General features: G+C 58.4%; 19 protein-coding genes and 1 tRNA gene. 15 read left to right on the top strand and 5 right to left on the bottom strand.

Annotated elements, in window-relative coordinates:
- Positions 1 to 14 precede the first annotated feature (14 nt).
- Positions 15 to 938, top strand: a complete 924-nt coding sequence (locus tag ACMGGW_RS16090; RefSeq protein ID WP_197832398.1) for a DMT family transporter — start codon at positions 15 to 17, stop codon at positions 936 to 938.
- Positions 939 to 941: 3 nt separating this feature from the next.
- Positions 942 to 1,244, top strand: a complete 303-nt coding sequence (locus ACMGGW_RS16085) for a hypothetical protein (RefSeq protein WP_141967486.1) — start codon at positions 942 to 944, stop codon at positions 1,242 to 1,244.
- An 11-nt stretch (positions 1,245 to 1,255) separates the two neighbouring features.
- Here ACMGGW_RS16085 and dsdC read toward each other — a convergent pair whose 3' ends face one another.
- The 3 genes from dsdC to ACMGGW_RS16070 all read right to left on the bottom strand — a co-directional run bounded on the left by dsdC (position 1,256) and on the right by ACMGGW_RS16070 (position 4,509).
- Positions 1,256 to 2,185, bottom strand: coding sequence for a DNA-binding transcriptional regulator DsdC (gene dsdC, locus ACMGGW_RS16080; protein WP_025303739.1), 930 nt, complete (start codon positions 2,183 to 2,185; stop codon positions 1,256 to 1,258).
- A gap of 441 nt (positions 2,186 to 2,626) precedes the next feature.
- Positions 2,627 to 2,878 (bottom strand): CsbD family protein, encoded by a 252-nt coding sequence (locus ACMGGW_RS16075; RefSeq protein WP_025303738.1) that lies wholly within the window; start codon positions 2,876 to 2,878, stop codon positions 2,627 to 2,629.
- 134 nt (positions 2,879 to 3,012) lie between these two features.
- The gene (locus tag ACMGGW_RS16070) at positions 3,013 to 4,509 is read right to left on the bottom strand and encodes a helix-turn-helix transcriptional regulator (RefSeq protein WP_025303737.1); all 1,497 of its coding nucleotides are present in this window, start codon (positions 4,507 to 4,509) and stop codon (positions 3,013 to 3,015) included.
- A 228-nt stretch (positions 4,510 to 4,737) separates the two neighbouring features.
- Between ACMGGW_RS16070 and ACMGGW_RS16065 the strand changes: the two genes are divergently transcribed.
- From ACMGGW_RS16065 to ACMGGW_RS16050, 4 genes are all read left to right on the top strand, one after another.
- Positions 4,738 to 5,709, top strand: a complete 972-nt coding sequence (locus ACMGGW_RS16065; protein WP_043140216.1) for a TIGR04086 family membrane protein — start codon at positions 4,738 to 4,740, stop codon at positions 5,707 to 5,709.
- Position 5,710: 1 nt separating this feature from the next.
- On the top strand, positions 5,711 to 5,932 hold the full coding sequence (locus ACMGGW_RS16060; protein WP_025303735.1) for a hypothetical protein: 222 nt from the start codon (positions 5,711 to 5,713) through the stop codon (positions 5,930 to 5,932).
- Positions 5,933 to 6,613: 681 nt separating this feature from the next.
- Positions 6,614 to 7,414 carry a helix-turn-helix domain-containing protein gene (locus ACMGGW_RS16055; protein ID WP_025303734.1) on the top strand — a complete coding sequence of 267 codons (801 nt, stop codon included), beginning with the start codon at positions 6,614 to 6,616 and terminating at the stop codon, positions 7,412 to 7,414.
- Between the two features lie 20 nt (positions 7,415 to 7,434).
- A complete protein-coding gene (locus tag ACMGGW_RS16050) occupies positions 7,435 to 8,709 on the top strand; it encodes a lactonase family protein (RefSeq protein WP_346424138.1) in 1,275 nt (424 codons plus the stop codon).
- Between the two features lie 93 nt (positions 8,710 to 8,802).
- Here the strand turns inward: ACMGGW_RS16050 and ACMGGW_RS16045 are convergent.
- Both ACMGGW_RS16045 and ACMGGW_RS16040 read right to left on the bottom strand, forming a co-directional pair.
- Positions 8,803 to 8,877 (bottom strand) — tRNA-Arg (locus ACMGGW_RS16045).
- 129 nt (positions 8,878 to 9,006) lie between these two features.
- Positions 9,007 to 9,933 (bottom strand): formate/nitrite transporter family protein, encoded by a 927-nt coding sequence (locus ACMGGW_RS16040; protein ID WP_049294898.1) that lies wholly within the window; start codon positions 9,931 to 9,933, stop codon positions 9,007 to 9,009.
- A gap of 229 nt (positions 9,934 to 10,162) precedes the next feature.
- Here ACMGGW_RS16040 and ccmA point away from each other — a divergent pair, with 229 nt between their 5' ends.
- The 9 genes from ccmA to ccmI all read left to right on the top strand — a co-directional run bounded on the left by ccmA (position 10,163) and on the right by ccmI (position 17,229).
- Positions 10,163 to 10,795 (top strand): cytochrome c biogenesis heme-transporting ATPase CcmA, encoded by a 633-nt coding sequence (gene ccmA, locus ACMGGW_RS16035; RefSeq protein WP_015378626.1) that lies wholly within the window; start codon positions 10,163 to 10,165, stop codon positions 10,793 to 10,795.
- Positions 10,795 to 11,454, top strand: coding sequence for a heme exporter protein CcmB (gene ccmB, locus ACMGGW_RS16030; RefSeq protein ID WP_025303731.1), 660 nt, complete (start codon positions 10,795 to 10,797; stop codon positions 11,452 to 11,454). The genes ccmA and ccmB overlap by 1 nt, the downstream gene beginning before the upstream one ends.
- A 120-nt stretch (positions 11,455 to 11,574) precedes the next feature.
- Positions 11,575 to 12,312 (top strand): heme ABC transporter permease, encoded by a 738-nt coding sequence (locus ACMGGW_RS16025; RefSeq protein ID WP_025303730.1) that lies wholly within the window; start codon positions 11,575 to 11,577, stop codon positions 12,310 to 12,312.
- Positions 12,309 to 12,545, top strand: coding sequence for a heme exporter protein CcmD (gene ccmD, locus ACMGGW_RS16020; RefSeq protein ID WP_025303729.1), 237 nt, complete (start codon positions 12,309 to 12,311; stop codon positions 12,543 to 12,545). Before ACMGGW_RS16025 ends, ccmD begins: the two co-directional genes overlap by 4 nt.
- Positions 12,542 to 13,036 (top strand): cytochrome c maturation protein CcmE, encoded by a 495-nt coding sequence (gene ccmE / locus ACMGGW_RS16015; protein ID WP_004936264.1) that lies wholly within the window; start codon positions 12,542 to 12,544, stop codon positions 13,034 to 13,036. The genes ccmD and ccmE overlap by 4 nt, the downstream gene beginning before the upstream one ends.
- On the top strand, positions 13,033 to 15,003 hold the full coding sequence (locus ACMGGW_RS16010) for a heme lyase CcmF/NrfE family subunit (protein ID WP_025303728.1): 1,971 nt from the start codon (positions 13,033 to 13,035) through the stop codon (positions 15,001 to 15,003). The genes ccmE and ACMGGW_RS16010 overlap by 4 nt, the downstream gene beginning before the upstream one ends.
- Complete coding sequence (locus tag ACMGGW_RS16005; RefSeq protein WP_015378623.1) at positions 15,000 to 15,551, top strand: DsbE family thiol:disulfide interchange protein; 552 nt, start codon at positions 15,000 to 15,002, stop codon at positions 15,549 to 15,551. The genes ACMGGW_RS16010 and ACMGGW_RS16005 overlap by 4 nt, the downstream gene beginning before the upstream one ends.
- Positions 15,548 to 16,015, top strand: a complete 468-nt coding sequence (locus ACMGGW_RS16000) for a cytochrome c-type biogenesis protein CcmH (RefSeq protein ID WP_197759450.1) — start codon at positions 15,548 to 15,550, stop codon at positions 16,013 to 16,015. Before ACMGGW_RS16005 ends, ACMGGW_RS16000 begins: the two co-directional genes overlap by 4 nt.
- Entirely contained in the window at positions 16,015 to 17,229 is a 1,215-nt protein-coding gene (ccmI, locus tag ACMGGW_RS15995; RefSeq protein ID WP_043140192.1) for a c-type cytochrome biogenesis protein CcmI, read from the top strand. Before ACMGGW_RS16000 ends, ccmI begins: the two co-directional genes overlap by 1 nt.
- Positions 17,230 to 17,251: the final 22 nt, after the last annotated feature.

The raw sequence follows: 17,251 nt of genomic DNA, 5'->3' as shown, positions 1-17,251 counted from the left end.
GCGAGAATTCTATTATGAATGCAAGAGTCGGTATTGACGGCAGGGCCGCCGCCGCCATGGTGCTGCTTTGCGCCATCTGGGGGATGCAGCAGGTGGCGATCAAGGCCGCCGAGCAGGATGTGTCGGCGGTGCTGCAAATTGCCATTCGCTCGGGCCTCGCCGCGCTGGGGGTATACCTGTTGGCGCGTTGCCGCGGCGAGTGTTTCACCTGGGATCGCGCCACGCTGAGCGCCGGTTTGAGCGTAGGGGCATTGTTCGCGCTGGAGTTCTTTTTTGTCTCCGAAGGGCTGCGCTACACCAGCGCCTCGCATATGGCGGTGTTTTTGTACACCGCGCCGCTATTTTCCGCCCTCGGTCTGCATTTTCTCCTTCCTCAGGAGCGTCTGTCGCCGGTGCAGTGGCTGGGCATGCTCATCGCCTTTGGCGGCGTGGTGCTGGCCATATCGGGCATGGCTGACGGAAGTGGCGGAGCCGATCGGCTGAAAGGCGATTTCTATGGCCTGCTGGCGGGGATCGCCTGGGGCGGTTCTACCCTGGTGATCCGTACCACGCGTCTGGCGGAGTGCCCGGCCAAACAGACGCTGCTATTCCAGTTGATGGGCGCCAGTGTACTGCTGTCGCTGTTGGCGATAGCGACGGACAATTTGCACGTCGTCCTGAGCCCGGTGGCCTGGAGCAGCCTGCTGTTCCAAACGGTGATCGTGTCGTTTTTCAGCTACCTGATCTGGTTTTCACTGCTGCGCCGTTATCAGGCTTCCTCGCTGGGCATTCTCACCTTTATGACGCCGGTATTCGGCATCCTGGCGGGGGTCGTCATTCTCGGCGAACCGCTGCAAATTGAGTTTGTATTGGGTGCTGTACTGATCGTGCTGGGGTTAATCGTGGTGAGTTGTTCATATCTTATTTATTTTGACCGAAGGGTGGCACCAAAAATATAAATTATGGATGTTGATGTACAGAACTACCAAATAAGCTGCGAAAGCCAATTCATTATTCAGTTGCAAATATCCCGCTATGCCTGGGGCGTGCCGCTGATTACGCTCAGCGATAACGGTGATTTTACCGTGATAAGAAGCCGAGGCTGGTCGAGGTTGGCGAATGGGATGCAATTGGAGGTTTATTATTTTGCCAATAACTCCCTGCTGGCTTGGGATAAAAGCCGCAAATACATCTCTTATTCAAAGGCTGGCCGGCTCTACGCCTGCGCGCTGCATTTTTCTTATTCCCCCAAAGTAGAGCGCTAACCCTCTGGCCATCAGACCAGAGGGGAGATTTTCATGATCCACTGCTTAAACGCGAGGATCTTGGGCCACTGCCGTTCGGAAATGGTCGAGGTAAAATAGCAGTGCTCACAGGGCACGGTCATGTTGGTGAACGGAATGATCAGTTCGCCGCTTTTTATCCAGTCCTGCACCAGATTAAGCCGCCCCATGGCGACGCCAAGGTGCCGTGTGGCGGCCAGTACCGCGAGATCGGAACGGTCGAACTCCATGCTTTTACTGTCGGTATCCAGCCCCAACGCAAAGTGTTGTGACCAGGTTTGCCACTCATCTTCGCCGGAGTTGTAGCGATCGTGCAGCAGCGTACAGTGAGCCAGGTTTTCCGGCGCATCGTACAGGTTATGTGCAGCGGCGTACTGCGGCGTGCAAATCGGCACCATCGATTCCTGCATAAAGGCCTCGTCCAGATGCCGCCCCGAGGGCAGTTTGCCGAAGTACATCGCCAGGTCCACGCCGCGGTTGGCCAGGTTGATGATTTCCTGCCCGGTCAAAATGTTGAGGTGAATGGTGGGGTGCTGGGCGATAAAGTCGCCGATGCGCGGCAGCAGCAGACATTGCACCAGAGACGGGTGTGAGTAGAGGGTCAATGTTCCCGTCAACTCGCGATTTTTAATGTCCAGAATTTCCTGATTCAAGGTGTTGAAGGAACTGTCCAGCGCCCATTGCATGCGCTCGCCCTCCGGCGTCAGGGTAATTCTGCGATGAAAGCGCTGAAACAGCAGAAAGCCCAATTCCTTTTCGAGCAAATTAATGCGGTGGCTTACGGCGCTGGGGGTGATCGACAATTCTTGCGCCGCCAGCGCAAAAGATAAATGGCGGGCGACGCATTCAAAAGTATGCAGCCGGGAAAATTGATAGCTGGTCAGCGGGGTCGCCCGCTGTGAATGTTTTTTACTGGGGAACATGCTATTTCTCCGTGCACACAATCTGGCAATATTAACATTTAATGGCGCGGAGGATAAACCCAGCCTGATTGATCTATTCGGTTTTTATGCCGAGGGATTTCGATATGTTGAAGAGAATTGCATAACAACCGGAAATAACAGACGGTGGGGGCGATGATAATCAGCAATAGGACGAATATAATAAAAAGAGGTGCCGTTAAGCAGCGAGTAAAGGCGGTGTACCGCAGCCTGAACGATAAAAGCTCATATTCCCTGCGGGATATAACGGTTTCGCCATAATCATCCGTCGCATGGCGACGTTGAGTACGCGTTAAGCCCGGATGCCAACGAGATGGAGGTAGCAATCGATAACGCTGAGCCCCGCCTGGCCAGAGAACCGTGCCCAGTGGTTACCCACCGGGCACAACATTCAGGGAAAAGCAGGTTGATCGTCGGCGCTAATCAACGGCGACGCAGCAGCAGGCCGGCCAACAAACCTGCGCCGGCAACGAGTGCCAACGCGGCGAGGGGGTTTTTCTTCATCATACTGCCGGCGCAGCTCAGGGCGTCGCCGTATTTTTCTTGCAGCGCGCCCACTGCCTGGCGCGTGACGCCTTCGGCCTGCCAACGTTCGTTACCGCTGACGTCGCCTGCGATTTCCTGCGCTTTGCCCGCCACTTTGTCCATCATGCCATTGGCTTTTTCGCTGTTCATTATGATGTGCTCCTAAGGTTCGATCCGTTTGGCGTTCGCACAGAGCGAAAGCCTGCATTTGCACCGCCATGTTATGCACTTCACTCTGCGCTCATAAGGGGCGTTTGCATCGGTGCGGGTAGTGCATTTGCAGGCTACTTGCCATTCCTGGAGGCCGCTCCGCCGGTAAACAGCCCGCGCTCTCTGGCCCAGACGATGGCTTCGCTGCGGCTGTGCACGCCGAGTTTGGAATAGACCGTCGCGACATGATTGCGGATGGTGTTGAGCGCCAGATTGAGACGCGCCGCGATTTTCTTGTCCGGCAGCCCCTCGCAAATCAATTCCAGCACATCGCGCTCGCGCGGCGTGAGGTCGCTGGTGGTGAATCCAGCCTGGTCGGGCCGGTTGATGCTTTTTACGTTGGCCAGTTTTTCGATCAAAGTTTGGCTGAACCACGAGGCATCCTGCATCACTTCTTCGATGGCATTCACCAGCTCCAGCTCCGATCGTTTACGCTCAGTAATGTCCATGAGCACCAACAGGTAGCAGGGCGCATTATGGATACTGACGGCATCCGCCGAGGCCACGCAGTCGATTAGCTCGCTCCCTTTCTTTCGCACCTGGATATCCAGCCCTTCGACGTTGCCGCTTTTTTCCAGTGCGGCAAACAAACGGCGGTTCGCCTCGGGATCGTCAATAAACTGGATCTCATCGACCGTTTTGCCGATCAACGCTTCGGCGTCGTACTCGGTGGTGCGGGTGAACGCTTCGTTGACGTCCAGCACGCGCCTCTCGTCTGCGGTACACACCAACGTCGGCACCGGGCTCAGGCGAAATGCCTTGGCGAACCGCTCTTCACTTTCTCGCAGCGCCGATTCCGCCAGGCGCCGGGGTTCGAGATCGGTAAACGTGAACAGCATGCAGTCGTCTTCATTGATATCCAGCGGTTGACCGGCAACCACCACCAGCTTGCTTCCTCCGCCGGGCAGTTTCAGCTCGGCCTCCATCTGCGGAATGGTGGCGCCTTCCCCCAGGCGCTGAACCGCCAGCTCTTTGTGCTCTGCCTGTTCCAAGACGTCGAGTTCATAAACCGAACGCCCCATGACCTGTTCACGCTGGTAACCGGTCATATCGAGGAACCCCTGGTTGACCTTGACGTAACGCAGGTCGCTTAGCCGACAAATGACCGCCGGCGCCGGATTGGCGTTGAAGGTTTTTTCAAAGCGCTGTTCGGCGCTGGCCCACTCCGTTGCGTCGCTCAGGATCAGCGCCAGCAGCTCCGGCTGCCCCTGCGCATCGGTGATGATCAGGCTCCGCAGGCGGTGCACCCAGAAGCTCTCAGGATCGTCGACCTGCCGAACCTCCACCACCACATCGGTGAAGGTTTCGCCATCGGCAACCCGGCTCAGCGGGTACTGTTCCAGCGCCAGCGGGTGGTTGTTGCGATAACGCAGTGCAAAACGCGCCGCGTACTCGCCGGCATCAGCCCCCAGGGCTTTCTGGTGGCTCACGCCGTGCATGGCCAACGCGGCTTCGTTAGCCCAGAGAAGCGTTTGATCGGTATCCGTCAGGATCACGCCGTCGGACAAGCCGGAGATGATTTGCTGCAGGTGGCCGCGGTGGGTTTCGCTGGCCAGAACGGATGGGTTCATGTGCTCTCCGCTAGACAGAAGGGGAGCGGCCTCTGATCGGGGCCGCGGGTTACGCTACTCGCTGAGCAGCTTAGTGCATAACGTGCGTATTCGCAGGGTGTGAATGCACTAGGCATTCTGGCGCAAATGAACTGGGACGGCCGACGCCACCGCGCGGCAGACTGAATTTGTCTGCGCGGTTATCCACCGTGCGTGCAATCACTTGTCCAGAAAATATAAGGAACAACGATGACCACTGTCTATGAATCAAATCGCTTTGCGTTTCAGGTGTCATGGGGCTCGATATTGGCCGGGAGTGCCGTGGCGCTGGTGACTTATCTTATCTTCAGCGTGCTGGGTACGGCTATCGGTGCCCAGGCCGTGGATATGATGCAAAAGGGCAATCCGCTGAGCGGTTTTGGCACCGGCACCGGGATCTGGCTGCTGGTTTCCACGCTGGCATCGCTGGCCGCCGGTGCGTTCGTCGCCGGACGCACTGCGCCGAACCGCGGCGGTTTGCATGGCCTGCTGAGCTGGGCGATCACCACCTTGCTGACCACCTGGCTGATGGTTTCATTAGCAAGCGGCGTGGTGGGGCTGGCGGGCAGCGCGGTGGGTAAAGGGCTCTCGCTGGCGGGCAGCGGCCTGGCGGCGGCAGCGCCAAACGTGGGTGAAGGCCTCAAGCAACAGCTGGATAAAAAGGGTATCAGCCTGGACTGGGGAAGCCTGGAGAATCAGTTGAACGCCACGCTCAAGCAGACCGGCAAGCCGGAATTGGATCCGGCTCGGTTGGAACAGAAGGCCGATAGGGCGACCGCCGACGGCAAGCAATCAGCCATGGACGCGGCTGCCGATCCGGCGCAGGCCGCTACCGAGCTTAAGCAGTGGTTCGAACGCGTCAAGCAGTCCGGTGAGCCGACGTTGAGTGCGGCCGACAAGGATGCGTTGGTGAATATCGTTGCGGCACGCACCGGCAAGAGCCGTGATGAAGCGAGCCAAATCGTCGATAACTACGCCCAGGCTTATCAGCAGGCGGTGCAGAAGGTGGAAAAACTCAAGGCCGAAGCCGAGCAGAAAGCGCGTGAAGCGGCTGATGAAGCGGCCAAACAACTGTCTCGCGCCGCATGGGGCTCACTGCTGATACTGCTGTTGGGCGCTGCGCTGAGCGCCGGCGTGGGGCGGATTGCCGAATCAACCCGCCGTACCGTCGCGGTAAGTTGAGATGAGGAAAAACCTGTCGTGCATCTCGCTGAACTATCGAAAAGTGGCGGGAGCGTCCGCGCCCGTGCTCGTCATCGATTTTTGCAACGAGAACAACGAGCGCTACACCTTGCGCTACAACCTGCCGCCGGATACCCCGGAACGCACCGAGCGGCGGGTATCTTTGCTGCTGAATCTGCTACGCAAGCACCGATCGGCAGAGATCGACAACCTGGCTGATTAATCAGTCCGTTAATGAAAAGCCCGGCCTGGCGAGCCGGGCTTTTTGCCGTGCTGTGGCAACAAAGCACGGGTATGCAGACACGGCACTGTTACGAGGGAAGAGCGAGGCATAAATGGCGCCCCAATTGGCGTGGAAGGTAAAGTAGGGCATCGAACAAGGTTTGTTGAAACATCGATTCTGCTTTGTTGGGAAAAGATAAAAAAGAAACGCGCTATGAAGCTCTGCGATTATCTGGCCCGAGGTTAAGGCCTTGCGTTTATCCACCGCATCCTTCCTCGACATTGTTCCTACTTCTTCATATTAGGTTCAATAATTTTATCAACCGACCAAACAATAAATCACGATTTGATTTGTGATGATGAAATTCCTATTCGGCCATGCCAGTGGAGTGTAAAAAAACACGTTAAGATAAAACAATTGGCAAAAAGTGTGATTCTCCCTGGAGATGTAAATGCATCTTTGACGGGAGCACTTTATGTGGGTTGTTTTTGTTTTGCCGTTTTTTTGCGGGTGGATTTATATAACATGATCATTTTCAGTTATTTAAGTAATGACTTTTCCTATGCCGCAAAAATGGCGCTGCCAAGGTGGTTTTTTTTAGGATTAATCTTAATGACTTGGTTTGGTTGGTTAACGATTTTAATGAAAAGGACACGATTTTTATAAAGGCAAGGAGCGCACATGGACTATCGGAAAGATATTCTTTTACAGGTATTAGAGTATATGGAGAAGAATATTATAGAGGGGCTTTCCGTCGAGAAAGTGTCTATTATCTCAGGGTATTCTAAATGGCATTTGCAACGGCTGTTTAAACATTATTTTGGTATGACGCTCGGAACTTATATCAGGCACAGAAAGCTGAGCCGATCCGCAATTTTGCTTAAACAACATCAAGGGAACATACTGGATGTCGCCTTGGCATCGGGCTTTGCCTCTCAGCAATGTTACACGCGGGCATTCAAACGTTTCTTTGGCGAAACGCCCAACAGCTTTAGAAACAGCCGGGGATGGGATTTCTCCATCCAGATCCCACCGTATGGCAATGACAATAAGCCCTATTTTTATCACACGGTCATGCCGGATGATATTGAGTTGTTAAAGCAGTACAAAGCATTGATTTTCCATTCCATAAGGAAATACAGAGATGCCAGTGACATTACGCAGACTAATGAAAAATGGTTAAGCAAGAATGGAAAAGCTTATGGTGTGGAAAAAACCAGAGCGGGTAAATGGCATTCAAATAGTAAGGAACAAGAGGTTTTTCACTCTATTTTTAACTTCTACATACCCAGAGGGAAATATATTGTTATTCCCTTTATGGGAGCGTTGCCTGAGTACATTGATTTTTTTGAAAGCATCTATGACGCTTACCTGCCGGCCATTAATGTCAAAATGAGGGAAAGCTTTTTTATCGAGCTATATAGAAACGAGCATTTAAACAGCGAAGTTGTTAATGTCGATATACTGATTCCTGTGGTGTAGCGTTGAGAAAAGGAGACATCATGAGTGTAGAGAAATCCCCCGGTTCAATGAATAAACACCATTACGCTTTCGGTATGCTACCTTTAACGTTGTCTGTGTCTGGCTGGGTGAACGTTGCCGGTTTAGGCTGGCAGGTCATTCAATTAATGCTGGCATTAACCCTCTTCATGTTTTCAGGAAATGCGATGGCCAATAATCGGGAGCCTCAACAAATAGCGTTAGTCGGTACCTGGACCCATATTCCGGATGCGCCTGCGGTGCAGAAACCGGCGTTCCCCAGTGAAGGGCTCTATCGTCTGAGGGTAAATGTCGACGGCACGTTAACGCTGCTCAATGTCATCAAGATGAAAAGCCCGTCATGGATCGCAAAATCTCGCGATGGTCGTTTCGCCTATGTCACCAATGAAGAGGATGCGGGAACGGTGACCGCCTTGGCAATAGACGACGCTGGCAGCGTGCGGGTGCTGAATACGGTGAGCAGTGCGGGCCAGCAGCCGACGCATGCCACACTCAGCCCGGACGGCAAGTTTCTGTTTGTCGCCAACTACTCCGTCGCCAATGGCGGCGCGGGGGTGACGGTATTGCCGATTCGCAGCGACGGCACACTGGGTGAACGCGTGCAGCATTACCCGTTTATACCCGGCTCCGGCATCGTGCAGGGGCGCCAGGAAGGCGGGCATGCGCACTCCACCACCTTCAGCCGTGATGGCCAATACCTGTACGCGGCGGATCTCGGCGGCGATAAGTTGCACGCCTATCGCTATCGCCCGGATAACGCGCAGCCGCTGCAGGCGGATACGTCGCGCGATGTCGGCTTTGCGCCCGGCGCCGGTCCACGGCACATGGTGTTCTCGCCGAAAGGTGAATACGCCTATGTCATCACTGAAATGGCGGGCGAGATCGAGGCGTTTGCCGTCAGCGATCATCGATTGACGCGGCAAGGGAAAGTGAAACTGAACGGCGGCCTCGATTCGGCGGAGGAGAAAAGCGGCGGGGCTATTATCCTGAGCCCGAGCGGCAGATATCTTATTGCCACCCATCGCGGTACCGATAACCACCTGCTGGTATTTAAAATAGGCAGGGACGGTCTGCCAGGCGTGCCGACGCGCTATGAGGCCGGCGGCATTGAACCGCGGGCGCTCGCTTTTGATGCCGACGGCAACCGCCTCTATGTCACGAATGTGTTCACCAATAGCGTTACGCTGTTCGATTTCGATGATGAGACGGGCGAGTTGCAGGCCAGAGGTGAGGCGGCGACGATCTCAACGCCGACGGATATCAAGTTTTTCAACTAATGCCCATCATAACGCTTGGAGGAATCCGGGACTGAACAAGGGAAAAGGGGGATTGCGGGTACAGATGATGGGGGACGGTTTGATGAGAAAGAATGGTGTCCCCGACTGGAATCGAACCAGTAACTAGCCCTTAGGAGGGGCTTGTTATATCCGTTTAACTACGGGGACGCTGCGGACCGGCAACCGAAGCTGCCGGGGCATTATACCTTTTTTTACCCGCAGAATAAGCGCTTAGCGGCGCGTTTGCTCAATACCTCGCCAGTTCGCGCCGAAATTTCCTCGGCTAACCGACGGCGATCACGGTTTTTCCCCGTCGTGGCGCCGTTTTTCCTCTTGCAGGCGCGCCGCCTTATTTTTGGCGCTCAAATCGTTGCGGATTTGCGCGTGGCTGATCAGCGCAAAGATAAAGGTGCCGCCGATGATGTTGCCCGCCAGCGTCGGCAGGGCGAACGGATAAACGAATGCTTGCCAGCCAATCGCGCCGTTGAACACCAGATACAGGATCTCCACCGAGCCGACCACGATATGCGTCAAATCGCAAATCGCCACCAGGTAGGTCATCAACACGATCACCCAGATTTTCGCCGCGCCGGCGGCCGGGAACATCCATACCATGGTGGCGATGATCCAGCCGGCCAGGATGCCGTTGGCGAACATTTCTCCCGGCGTATGGCGCATCACCTCTTCGCCCAGGCTGATGAAGGCGCGGCGCGTTTCGGCGTCGAACAGCGGCATATGGGTAAACGCCAGCGCCGCCAGCGCGGTGCCGATCAGATTGCCGAGCAGCACCACGCCCCACAGGCGCAGCAGGATAAGCAGGTTGCGCGGCGTGGGTTTATGCATAATGGGCAGCACCGCCGTGACGGTGTTTTCGGTAAACAGCTGCTGGCGCGCCATGATGACAATGATAAAACCGAAGGTGTAGCCGAGGTTCTCAATGAAAAAGCGGCTGGGATCGTCCGGCAAGCGGGCGTGGAAAATGCCTTTCGCCGCCAGCGAGGCGCCCATCGACAGCCCGGCGGCAATCGCCGACCACAGCAGCGCCAGCCCGTCGCGCTCCAGCTCTTTTTCGCCTTCCATTCGGATCTGTTCATGCACCGCCGCCGCGCGTGACGGCAGATTCTCTTCCCTGACTTCGATTTCGCGTTTGCCCTGTTCCTGCTCTTCGCTCTCTACCTGCATTGTCTCATCCGGCTCGTGCTGCTGGCGTTGCTGGTCGTTCATGCTGTCGCTCCTGCTCAATAAGGGTGAGGTCACGTCATTAAGCGTAGTTGCCCGGTCAAAATGCGGCGAAATACAGAAAAAGGTAACAAGAGTTAAAATCCGCCGATTTTTTCCACGCATTCTTGATCCTGCTCGCCATATTGGCCCCTCGGCGCGCCCGCCGCAGGCTGCGTGTGGGGAAAGGCTTATGCTATGATTCGCTATCCCAAAGAAAAATATGAGTTCCCTGATGCTGGAAGCCAAAAGTCTGAGTTGCGTGCGCGATGAGCGCATCCTGTTTAGCGAGCTAAGCTTTTCAGTTCAGCCGGGCGATATCATTCAGGTAGAAGGGCCGAACGGCGCGGGCAAGACCAGTTTGCTGCGCATCCTCGCCGGTTTGGCGCGGCCGGACGGCGGTGAGGTGTGCTGGCGCGGGCGCAACACGCTGCGCGATCGCGCGGCGTATCAGCAAGATTTGCTGTTTATCGGCCATCAACCTGGCATCAAAGCCGTATTGACACCCTTCGAAAATCTGCAGTTTTATCAGGCGGTGCGCGGCGCGGCCGAGCATCAGGCCATCTGGCGCGCGCTGGAGCAGGTCGGGTTGGTGGGGTACGAGGATCTGCCGGTGGCGCAGCTTTCGGCCGGGCAGCAGCGGCGGGTGGCGCTGGCGCGATTGTGGCTCAGCGCGGCGCCGCTGTGGATCCTCGATGAACCCTTGACGGCGATCGATAAACAGGGCGTGGCCGAGTTGATTAGCCTTTTTGAACAACATGCGCAGCGGGGCGGCATGGTATTGTTGACCACGCATCAGGATTTGGCCGGCGTCAGCCAAACGGTGGGCAAAATTCGTTTGGCGGAACACGACGCGGGGAGTTTGTGATGTTTTTGACTCTGGTGCGTCGCGAATTGAAGATCGCCTGCCGTAAAGGGTCGGAGATCGTCAACCCGCTGTGGTTTTTCCTGATTGTGATCACGCTGTTCCCGCTGGGGATTGGCCCTGAACCGCAGCTGCTGGCGCGCATTGCGCCGGGCATCGTGTGGGTGGCGGCGCTGCTGGCCTCGCTGCTGTCGCTGGAGCGGCTGTTTCGCGACGACTTTCTCGACGGATCGCTGGAGCAGCTGTTGCTGCTGCCGACGCCGCTGCCGATGACGGTGCTGGGCAAAGTGTGTGCTCACTGGGTCGTGACGGGATTGCCGCTGCTGATCCTGTCGCCGCTGGTGGCGCTGCTGTTGTCGCTCGATATGCAAACCTGGCTGGCGGTGGCGGGTACGCTGCTGCTCGGCACGCCGACGCTGAGCCTGATCGGCGCTATCGGCGTGGGGTTGACCGTCGGCTTGCGCAAAGGGGGCGTGCTGCTCAGCCTGCTGGTGCTGCCGCTGTATATCCCGGTGCTGATCTTCGCCACCGGCGCGATCGACGCCGCCTCGATGGGCATGCCGATTGACGGTTACCTGGCGATACTCGGTGCGATGCTGGCGGGCAGCGTGACATTGGCACCGTTTGCCACCGCAGCGGCGCTGCGAGTGAGCGTGCACTAGCTAACGTATTGAATGAACAGACGGGGCAAGGCCGACAAGAGCGTACCCTGCAGAAGATTTTCGCCGTTTCGATCGCTCGGGGCGGCCGACGCATAAAAATTACCGTGAGCACTGACGACAATGTGGAAATGGTTACATCAACTGGCGCGGCCTGAACGGCTGTATCACGTCTGCGGCCGCTTTACCCCCTGGCTGGGGCTGGCGGCGGCGGCCTGCCTGCTGCTTGGCTGGGCATGGGGCTTTGGTTTCGCGCCGAAGGATTATCAGCAGGGCGACAGCTTCCGCATCATTTATATTCACGTGCCGGCGGCCATGTGGTCGATGGGCATCTATGCCTCGATGGCGGTGGCGGCGTTTATCGGCCTGGTGTGGCAGATGAAAATGTCCGATACCGTGGTGGCGGCGATGGCGCCGATCGGCGCGGTGTTCACCTTTATCGCGCTGGTGACCGGCTCCGCCTGGGGCAAGCCGATGTGGGGCACCTGGTGGGTGTGGGACGCGCGGCTGACCTCCGAGCTGGTGCTGCTGTTCCTTTATATGGGCGTCATCGCGCTGTATAACGCTTTCGAAGACCGCCGCCTGGCGGGCCGCGCCGCCGGCATTCTGGTGCTGGTGGGCGTGGTGAACATTCCGATCATCCATTTCTCCGTCGAATGGTGGAATACGCTGCATCAGGGCTCGACCAACATGCAGCAATCCATCGCGCCAAGTATGCGCACCCCGCTGCGCTGGGCGATCCTCGGCTACCTGCTGTTGTTCGTTACGTTGACGCTGATGCGTCTGCGCAATTTGATTCTGTTCCAGGAGCGCCAGCGCCCGTGGGTTGCCGGGCTGGTGAATAAGGAGCGTCAGTCATGAATGCCGCATTCGATTCCTGGCCGGCGTTTTTCGCCATGGGCGGTTATGCCTTCTATGTCTGGCTGGCGGTCGCCGTCACGCTGATTTCGCTGTTGGGGCTGGTGGCACACACCGTCTGGCAGCGGCGGCAGTTGCTCGCCGAGATCGGCCGCCGTCAGGCGCGCGAGCGGCGCATTCGCCATGCGCAACAATCAAAACAAAAATCCGCCGCACCGCGGGAGAAATCATTGTGAATCCACGTCGTAAAAGCCGCCTTTATCTGGCGATCGTTGTGCTGATCGGCATTGCGCTGACCGCAACCCTGATGCTGTACGCGCTGCGCTCCAACATCGATCTGTTCTATACCCCGGGTGAAATCCTGCAGGGCAAGGGCGAAAATCATGAGAAGCCCGAGGTCGGCCAGCGGCTGCGTATCGGCGGCATGGTGATGCCCGGCTCGGTGAAACGCGATCCCAATACGCTGCAGGTCAGCTTCAAGATTTACGACGCGCGCGGCGCGATCGGCGTGACCTACACTGGCATTCTGCCGGACCTGTTCCGCGAAGGACAGGGCGTGGTGGCGCAGGGCGTGCTGGGCGAGGGCAACGTGGTCAACGCGCGCGAAGTGCTGGCCAAGCACGACGAGAAATACACGCCGCCAGAAGTGGCCGACGCGATGAAAGAGAATCACAAAGGGCCGGCGGAAGCGTATAACGCGCCGCAGGCGGAGGGTGCCAAGTCATGATGCCGGAACTGGGCAGTTTTCTGCTGTGCCTGGCGCTGGCGATCGCGCTGTTGCTGAGCATCTACCCGCAGTGGGGCGCGGCGCGGCAGGACAGCCGCATGATGGCGGTGGCCCGGCCGCTGACCTATGGCATGTTCGCGGCGATTGCGCTGGCGTTCCTGTGCCTGGTGCATGCCTTCGTGGTCAACGACTTTACCGTCGCCTACGTGGCCACCAACTCCAATACCCAACTGCCGGTGTATTACCGCATCGCCGCCACCTGGGGGGCGCACGAAGGTTCGCTGCTGCTGTGGGTGCTGCTGCTGAGTTGCTGGTCGCTGGCGGTGGCGTTGTGCAGCCGGGCGATGCCGCAGGACGCGGTGGCGCGGGTGCTGTCGGTGATGGGCATGATCACCGCCGGTTTCCTGCTGTTCATCATCATGACCTCCAACCCGTTCACCCGCACGCTGCCGAACTTCCCGATCGACGGCAGCGATCTCAACCCGCTGCTGCAGGATATCGGCCTGATTTTCCACCCGCCGCTGCTGTACATGGGCTATGTCGGCTTCTCGGTCGCCTTCGCGTTCGCCATCGCCTCGTTGATGGCCGGCCGGCTCGACACCGCCTGGGCGCGCTGGTCACGCCCGTGGACTACCGCCGCCTGGGTGTTCCTCACGCTGGGCATCGTGCTCGGATCGGCCTGGGCCTACTATGAGTTGGGCTGGGGCGGTTGGTGGTTCTGGGATCCGGTGGAGAACGCCTCCTTTATGCCGTGGCTGGCCGGCACCGCGCTGATGCATTCGCTGGCGGTGACCGAGAAACGCGGCACGTTCAAAGCCTGGACGGTGCTGCTGGCGATCACCGCCTTCTCGCTGTGCCTGCTGGGCACCTTCCTGGTGCGCTCCGGCGTGCTGGTCTCGGTGCACTCCTTCGCCTCCGACCCGGCGCGCGGCATGTTTATTCTCGCCTATCTGGTGATCGTCATCGGCGGTTCGCTGCTGCTGTACGCGGTCAAGGGCGGCCAGGTGCGTAGCCGTGTACAGCACGAGACCTTCTCGCGCGAGACCTTCCTGCTGGGCAATAACGTGCTGCTGATCGCCGCCATGCTGGTGGTGCTGTTGGGCACGCTGCTGCCGCTGGTGCACAAACAGCTGGGGCTGGGCAGCATTTCGATCGGCGAGCCGTTCTTCAATACCATGTTCACCTGGCTGATGGCGCCGCTGGCGCTGCTGTTGGGCATTGGGCCGCTGGTGCGCTGGCGCCGCGATGAGCCGCGCAAGCTGTGGCGGCGCCTCGGCGTAGCGCTGCTGGCGACGCTGGTGCTGTCGATTCTGCTGCCGTGGTTGTTGCAGGACAGCATCGCCGGCATGACGGTGGTGGGCCTGATCATGGCACTGTGGGTGATCATCCTGACGCTGATGGAGCTGCATGAGCGCGCCACCCATCGTCACGGTTTCTGGCGCGGCCTGCGGCAGCTGTCCCGCAGCCACTGGGGCATGGTGCTCGGCCACCTCGGCGTGGCTGTGACGGTGATCGGCATCGCCTTCAGCCAGAATTACAGCGTGGAGCGCGACGTGCGGATGAAGGCCGGCGACAGCGTGGATATCCACAATTATCATTTCGTGTTCCGCGACGTGCACGACATCCGCGGCCCGAACTACAGCGGCGGCGTCGGTATCATCGACGTGACGCGCAACGGCAAGCCGGAGGCGACGCTGCATGCGGAGAAACGCTACTACAGCGTGGCGCGCAGCATGATGACCGAGGCGGCGATCGACGGCGGGTTCAGCCGCGATCTGTACGCGGCGCTGGGTGAGGAGCTGGAAGACGGCTCCTGGGCGGTGCGCCTGTATTATAAACCCTTCGTGCGCTGGATCTGGTTCGGTGGCGTCTTTATGGCGATCGGCGGCCTGCTGTGCATTCTCGACCCGCGTTATCGCATGAGCAAAAAGCTCAAGCGTGAAGGCAAGCTGGAGGCGCAATCATGAAGCGTAAGCTGCTGTTTATCCCGTTGGTGCTCTTCCTGCTGCTGGTGGCGGCCCTGATGGTGCAACTGACGCGCAACGCCGGCGGCGAAGATCCGACCATGCTGGAGTCGGCGCTGATCGGCAAACCGGTGCCGACCTTCAGGCTGGAATCGCTGGATCAGCCCGGCAAAACCTACGATCAGGCGGTGCTGCGCGACGGCAAGCCGATATTGCTCAACGTCTGGGCCACCTGGTGCCCGACCTGCCGCGCGGAGCACCAGTATCTCAATACGCTGGCGGCGCGCGGCGTGCGGGTGGTCGGCCTGAACTATAAAGACGATCGTGCCAAGGCGGTGACCTGGCTGAATTCCCTCGGCAATCCCTATGCGCTCAGCCTGTACGACGGCGACGGCATGCTGGGGTTGGATCTCGGGGTGTACGGCGCGCCTGAGACCTTCCTTATCGACGGCCAGGGGATCATTCGCTATCGCCACGCCGGCGACATGAACGAGCGCGTCTGGCAGCAGGAAGTGCTGCCGCTGTATAAAAAGTACGGGGGTGAGGCATGAGGCTGATTGTTCTGCTGTGTGCCGCACTGCTGAGCTGGAGCGCCGCCGCGGCGATCGATACCTATCGCTTCAACTCCGTCGAGCAAGAGCAGCAGTATCGCGAGTTGACCGAACAGCTGCGCTGCCCGAAATGTCAAAACAACAGCATTGCCGATTCCAACGCCATCATCGCCGCCGACATGCGCACCAAGGTGTACGAACTGATGATGCAGGGGCAAAACAAGCAGCAGATCATCGATTACATGGTGGCGCGTTATGGCAACTTCGTCACCTACGAGCCGCCGGTAACGCCGGCGACGCTGATCTTGTGGATCGGCCCGCTGCTGTTCGTATTGATCGGCGGGGCGGTGGTGCTCCTGCGCACCCGTCGGCGGCCCGATGCGGCGGCGGATGATGCATTCTCCGAACGGGAACGGCAGCGCCTGGCGGCGCTGTTGCAAGAGACTGACAGGAAGAAACCCTAATGGCTTTTTGGCTGATTATTTGCGTGTTGTTGGCCGGCGCCGCCGCGTTGCTGGTGGTGCCGGCGATGCGCCACGGCAAGCAGAGCGCCGCCACGCGCGATGCGTTGAACAAGGCGTTTTATCAGGATCGCCTCAGCGAGCTGGAGCAGGATGAGCAGCAGGGCGTGGTGGCCGAGCGCCCGGAGCTGGTCAAAGAGCTGCAACAGAACCTGTTGAACGACATCCCGGCCGAGCAGATGGTGCAGGCGAAGCCGATCAACCGCTGGGCGCTGGTGCCGGGCGTGGTGTTACTGCTGGCGGTGACCGTTGGCTTTTATCTGAAAACCGGCGGGTTGGCGCAGGTGCTGGACTGGCGTCTGGTGCAGGCGCAAATGCCGGAATTGCGCGAGCGCGTCGCCAACGAGCGCGCCAAACCGCTGAGCATGGAAGAGATTGCCCGTCTCGGACTGGGGCTGCGCACCGCGCTGCAGCAGGACGATCGCAATATCAACGACTGGATGATGCTGGGGCGCGTCGGCATGGCGTTGAACAATGCCACTACCGCCACGCAGGCCTTTGCTCATGCTTATCAATTGGATCCGAATAGTCTGGAAGTGCGGCTCGGCTATGCCGAGGTCTTGACGCGCTCCAACGATCCGGAGGATAACAAGCAGGCGACGCAGCTGTTGCGGCGCATGATCGCGGAAAACCACAGCGATCCGCGGGTGCTCAGCCTGCTGGCGTTCAATGCCTTCGAACAGGGCGATTTCAAACAGGCGATTGGCGCCTGGCAAGTGATGCTGCAGCTGCTGCCGGCCAACGATCCGCGCGCGGAAGTGATAAAGCGCAGTATTGCACAAGCAAAAGCCCAGGCCGGCGGAGAAACTGTTAAACTGAATGTGACCGTTGCGCTGTCACCGCAGGCGGCGAAAGCCATGCCGCCGCAGGGGACGCTGGTTATCTCGGTGACCGACGGCGTCAGCCCGGTGCCGGTCGCAGTAAAACAATTGCCGTTGAGCCGTTTTCCGCTGTCTTTCTCACTGGATGACAGCAACGCCATGATGCCCGAGCGTCTGCTCTCGGCGCAGCATCAGGTGCAGGTGCGTGTGCGCCTCTCACAGGACGGATTGGCCACGCCGCAACCGGGGGACTGGTTCGGCGAAAGCTCGCTGCAGACATTCAGCGGTAAAGAGCAGGTTAGCGTTCAGATAAACAAGCAGGTCCCTGAAAAATAAGACCGAACGTGTTTTTATGGAG

This window comes from Serratia sp. BNK-4 (genome assembly GCF_048685115.1).
GTDB classification, from domain to species: Bacteria; Pseudomonadota; Gammaproteobacteria; order Enterobacterales; family Enterobacteriaceae; genus Serratia; species Serratia bockelmannii.
The sequence above is the reverse complement of the archived record's forward strand: the minus strand, read 5'-3'. Positions and strand labels throughout refer to the sequence as shown.

Excerpts from the sequence above, each read along its gene's own strand:
- ccmA (WP_015378626.1), top strand. The coding sequence starts at position 10,163 with ATGCTGGAAGCCAAAAGTCTGAGTTGCGTGCGCGATGAGCGCATCCTG.
- ACMGGW_RS16005 (WP_015378623.1), top strand. The coding sequence starts at position 15,000 with ATGAAGCGTAAGCTGCTGTTTATCCCGTTGGTGCTCTTCCTGCTGCTG.
- ACMGGW_RS16090 (WP_197832398.1), top strand. The coding sequence starts at position 15 with ATGAATGCAAGAGTCGGTATTGACGGCAGGGCCGCCGCCGCCATGGTG.
- ccmI (WP_043140192.1), top strand. The coding sequence starts at position 16,015 with ATGGCTTTTTGGCTGATTATTTGCGTGTTGTTGGCCGGCGCCGCCGCG.
- ACMGGW_RS16070 (WP_025303737.1), bottom strand. The coding sequence starts at position 4,509 with ATGAACCCATCCGTTCTGGCCAGCGAAACCCACCGCGGCCACCTGCAG.
- ACMGGW_RS16040 (WP_049294898.1), bottom strand. The coding sequence starts at position 9,933 with ATGAACGACCAGCAACGCCAGCAGCACGAGCCGGATGAGACAATGCAG.
- ACMGGW_RS16075 (WP_025303738.1), bottom strand. The coding sequence starts at position 2,878 with ATGAACAGCGAAAAAGCCAATGGCATGATGGACAAAGTGGCGGGCAAA.
- ccmB (WP_025303731.1), top strand. The coding sequence starts at position 10,795 with ATGTTTTTGACTCTGGTGCGTCGCGAATTGAAGATCGCCTGCCGTAAA.
- ACMGGW_RS16055 (WP_025303734.1), top strand. The coding sequence starts at position 6,614 with ATGGACTATCGGAAAGATATTCTTTTACAGGTATTAGAGTATATGGAG.
- ACMGGW_RS16010 (WP_025303728.1), top strand. The coding sequence starts at position 13,033 with ATGATGCCGGAACTGGGCAGTTTTCTGCTGTGCCTGGCGCTGGCGATC.
- ACMGGW_RS16000 (WP_197759450.1), top strand. The coding sequence starts at position 15,548 with ATGAGGCTGATTGTTCTGCTGTGTGCCGCACTGCTGAGCTGGAGCGCC.
- ccmD (WP_025303729.1), top strand. The coding sequence starts at position 12,309 with ATGAATGCCGCATTCGATTCCTGGCCGGCGTTTTTCGCCATGGGCGGT.
- ACMGGW_RS16060 (WP_025303735.1), top strand. The coding sequence starts at position 5,711 with ATGAGGAAAAACCTGTCGTGCATCTCGCTGAACTATCGAAAAGTGGCG.
- ACMGGW_RS16050 (WP_346424138.1), top strand. The coding sequence starts at position 7,435 with ATGAGTGTAGAGAAATCCCCCGGTTCAATGAATAAACACCATTACGCT.
- ACMGGW_RS16065 (WP_043140216.1), top strand. The coding sequence starts at position 4,738 with ATGACCACTGTCTATGAATCAAATCGCTTTGCGTTTCAGGTGTCATGG.
- ACMGGW_RS16085 (WP_141967486.1), top strand. The coding sequence starts at position 942 with ATGGATGTTGATGTACAGAACTACCAAATAAGCTGCGAAAGCCAATTC.
- ACMGGW_RS16025 (WP_025303730.1), top strand. The coding sequence starts at position 11,575 with ATGTGGAAATGGTTACATCAACTGGCGCGGCCTGAACGGCTGTATCAC.
- dsdC (WP_025303739.1), bottom strand. The coding sequence starts at position 2,185 with ATGTTCCCCAGTAAAAAACATTCACAGCGGGCGACCCCGCTGACCAGC.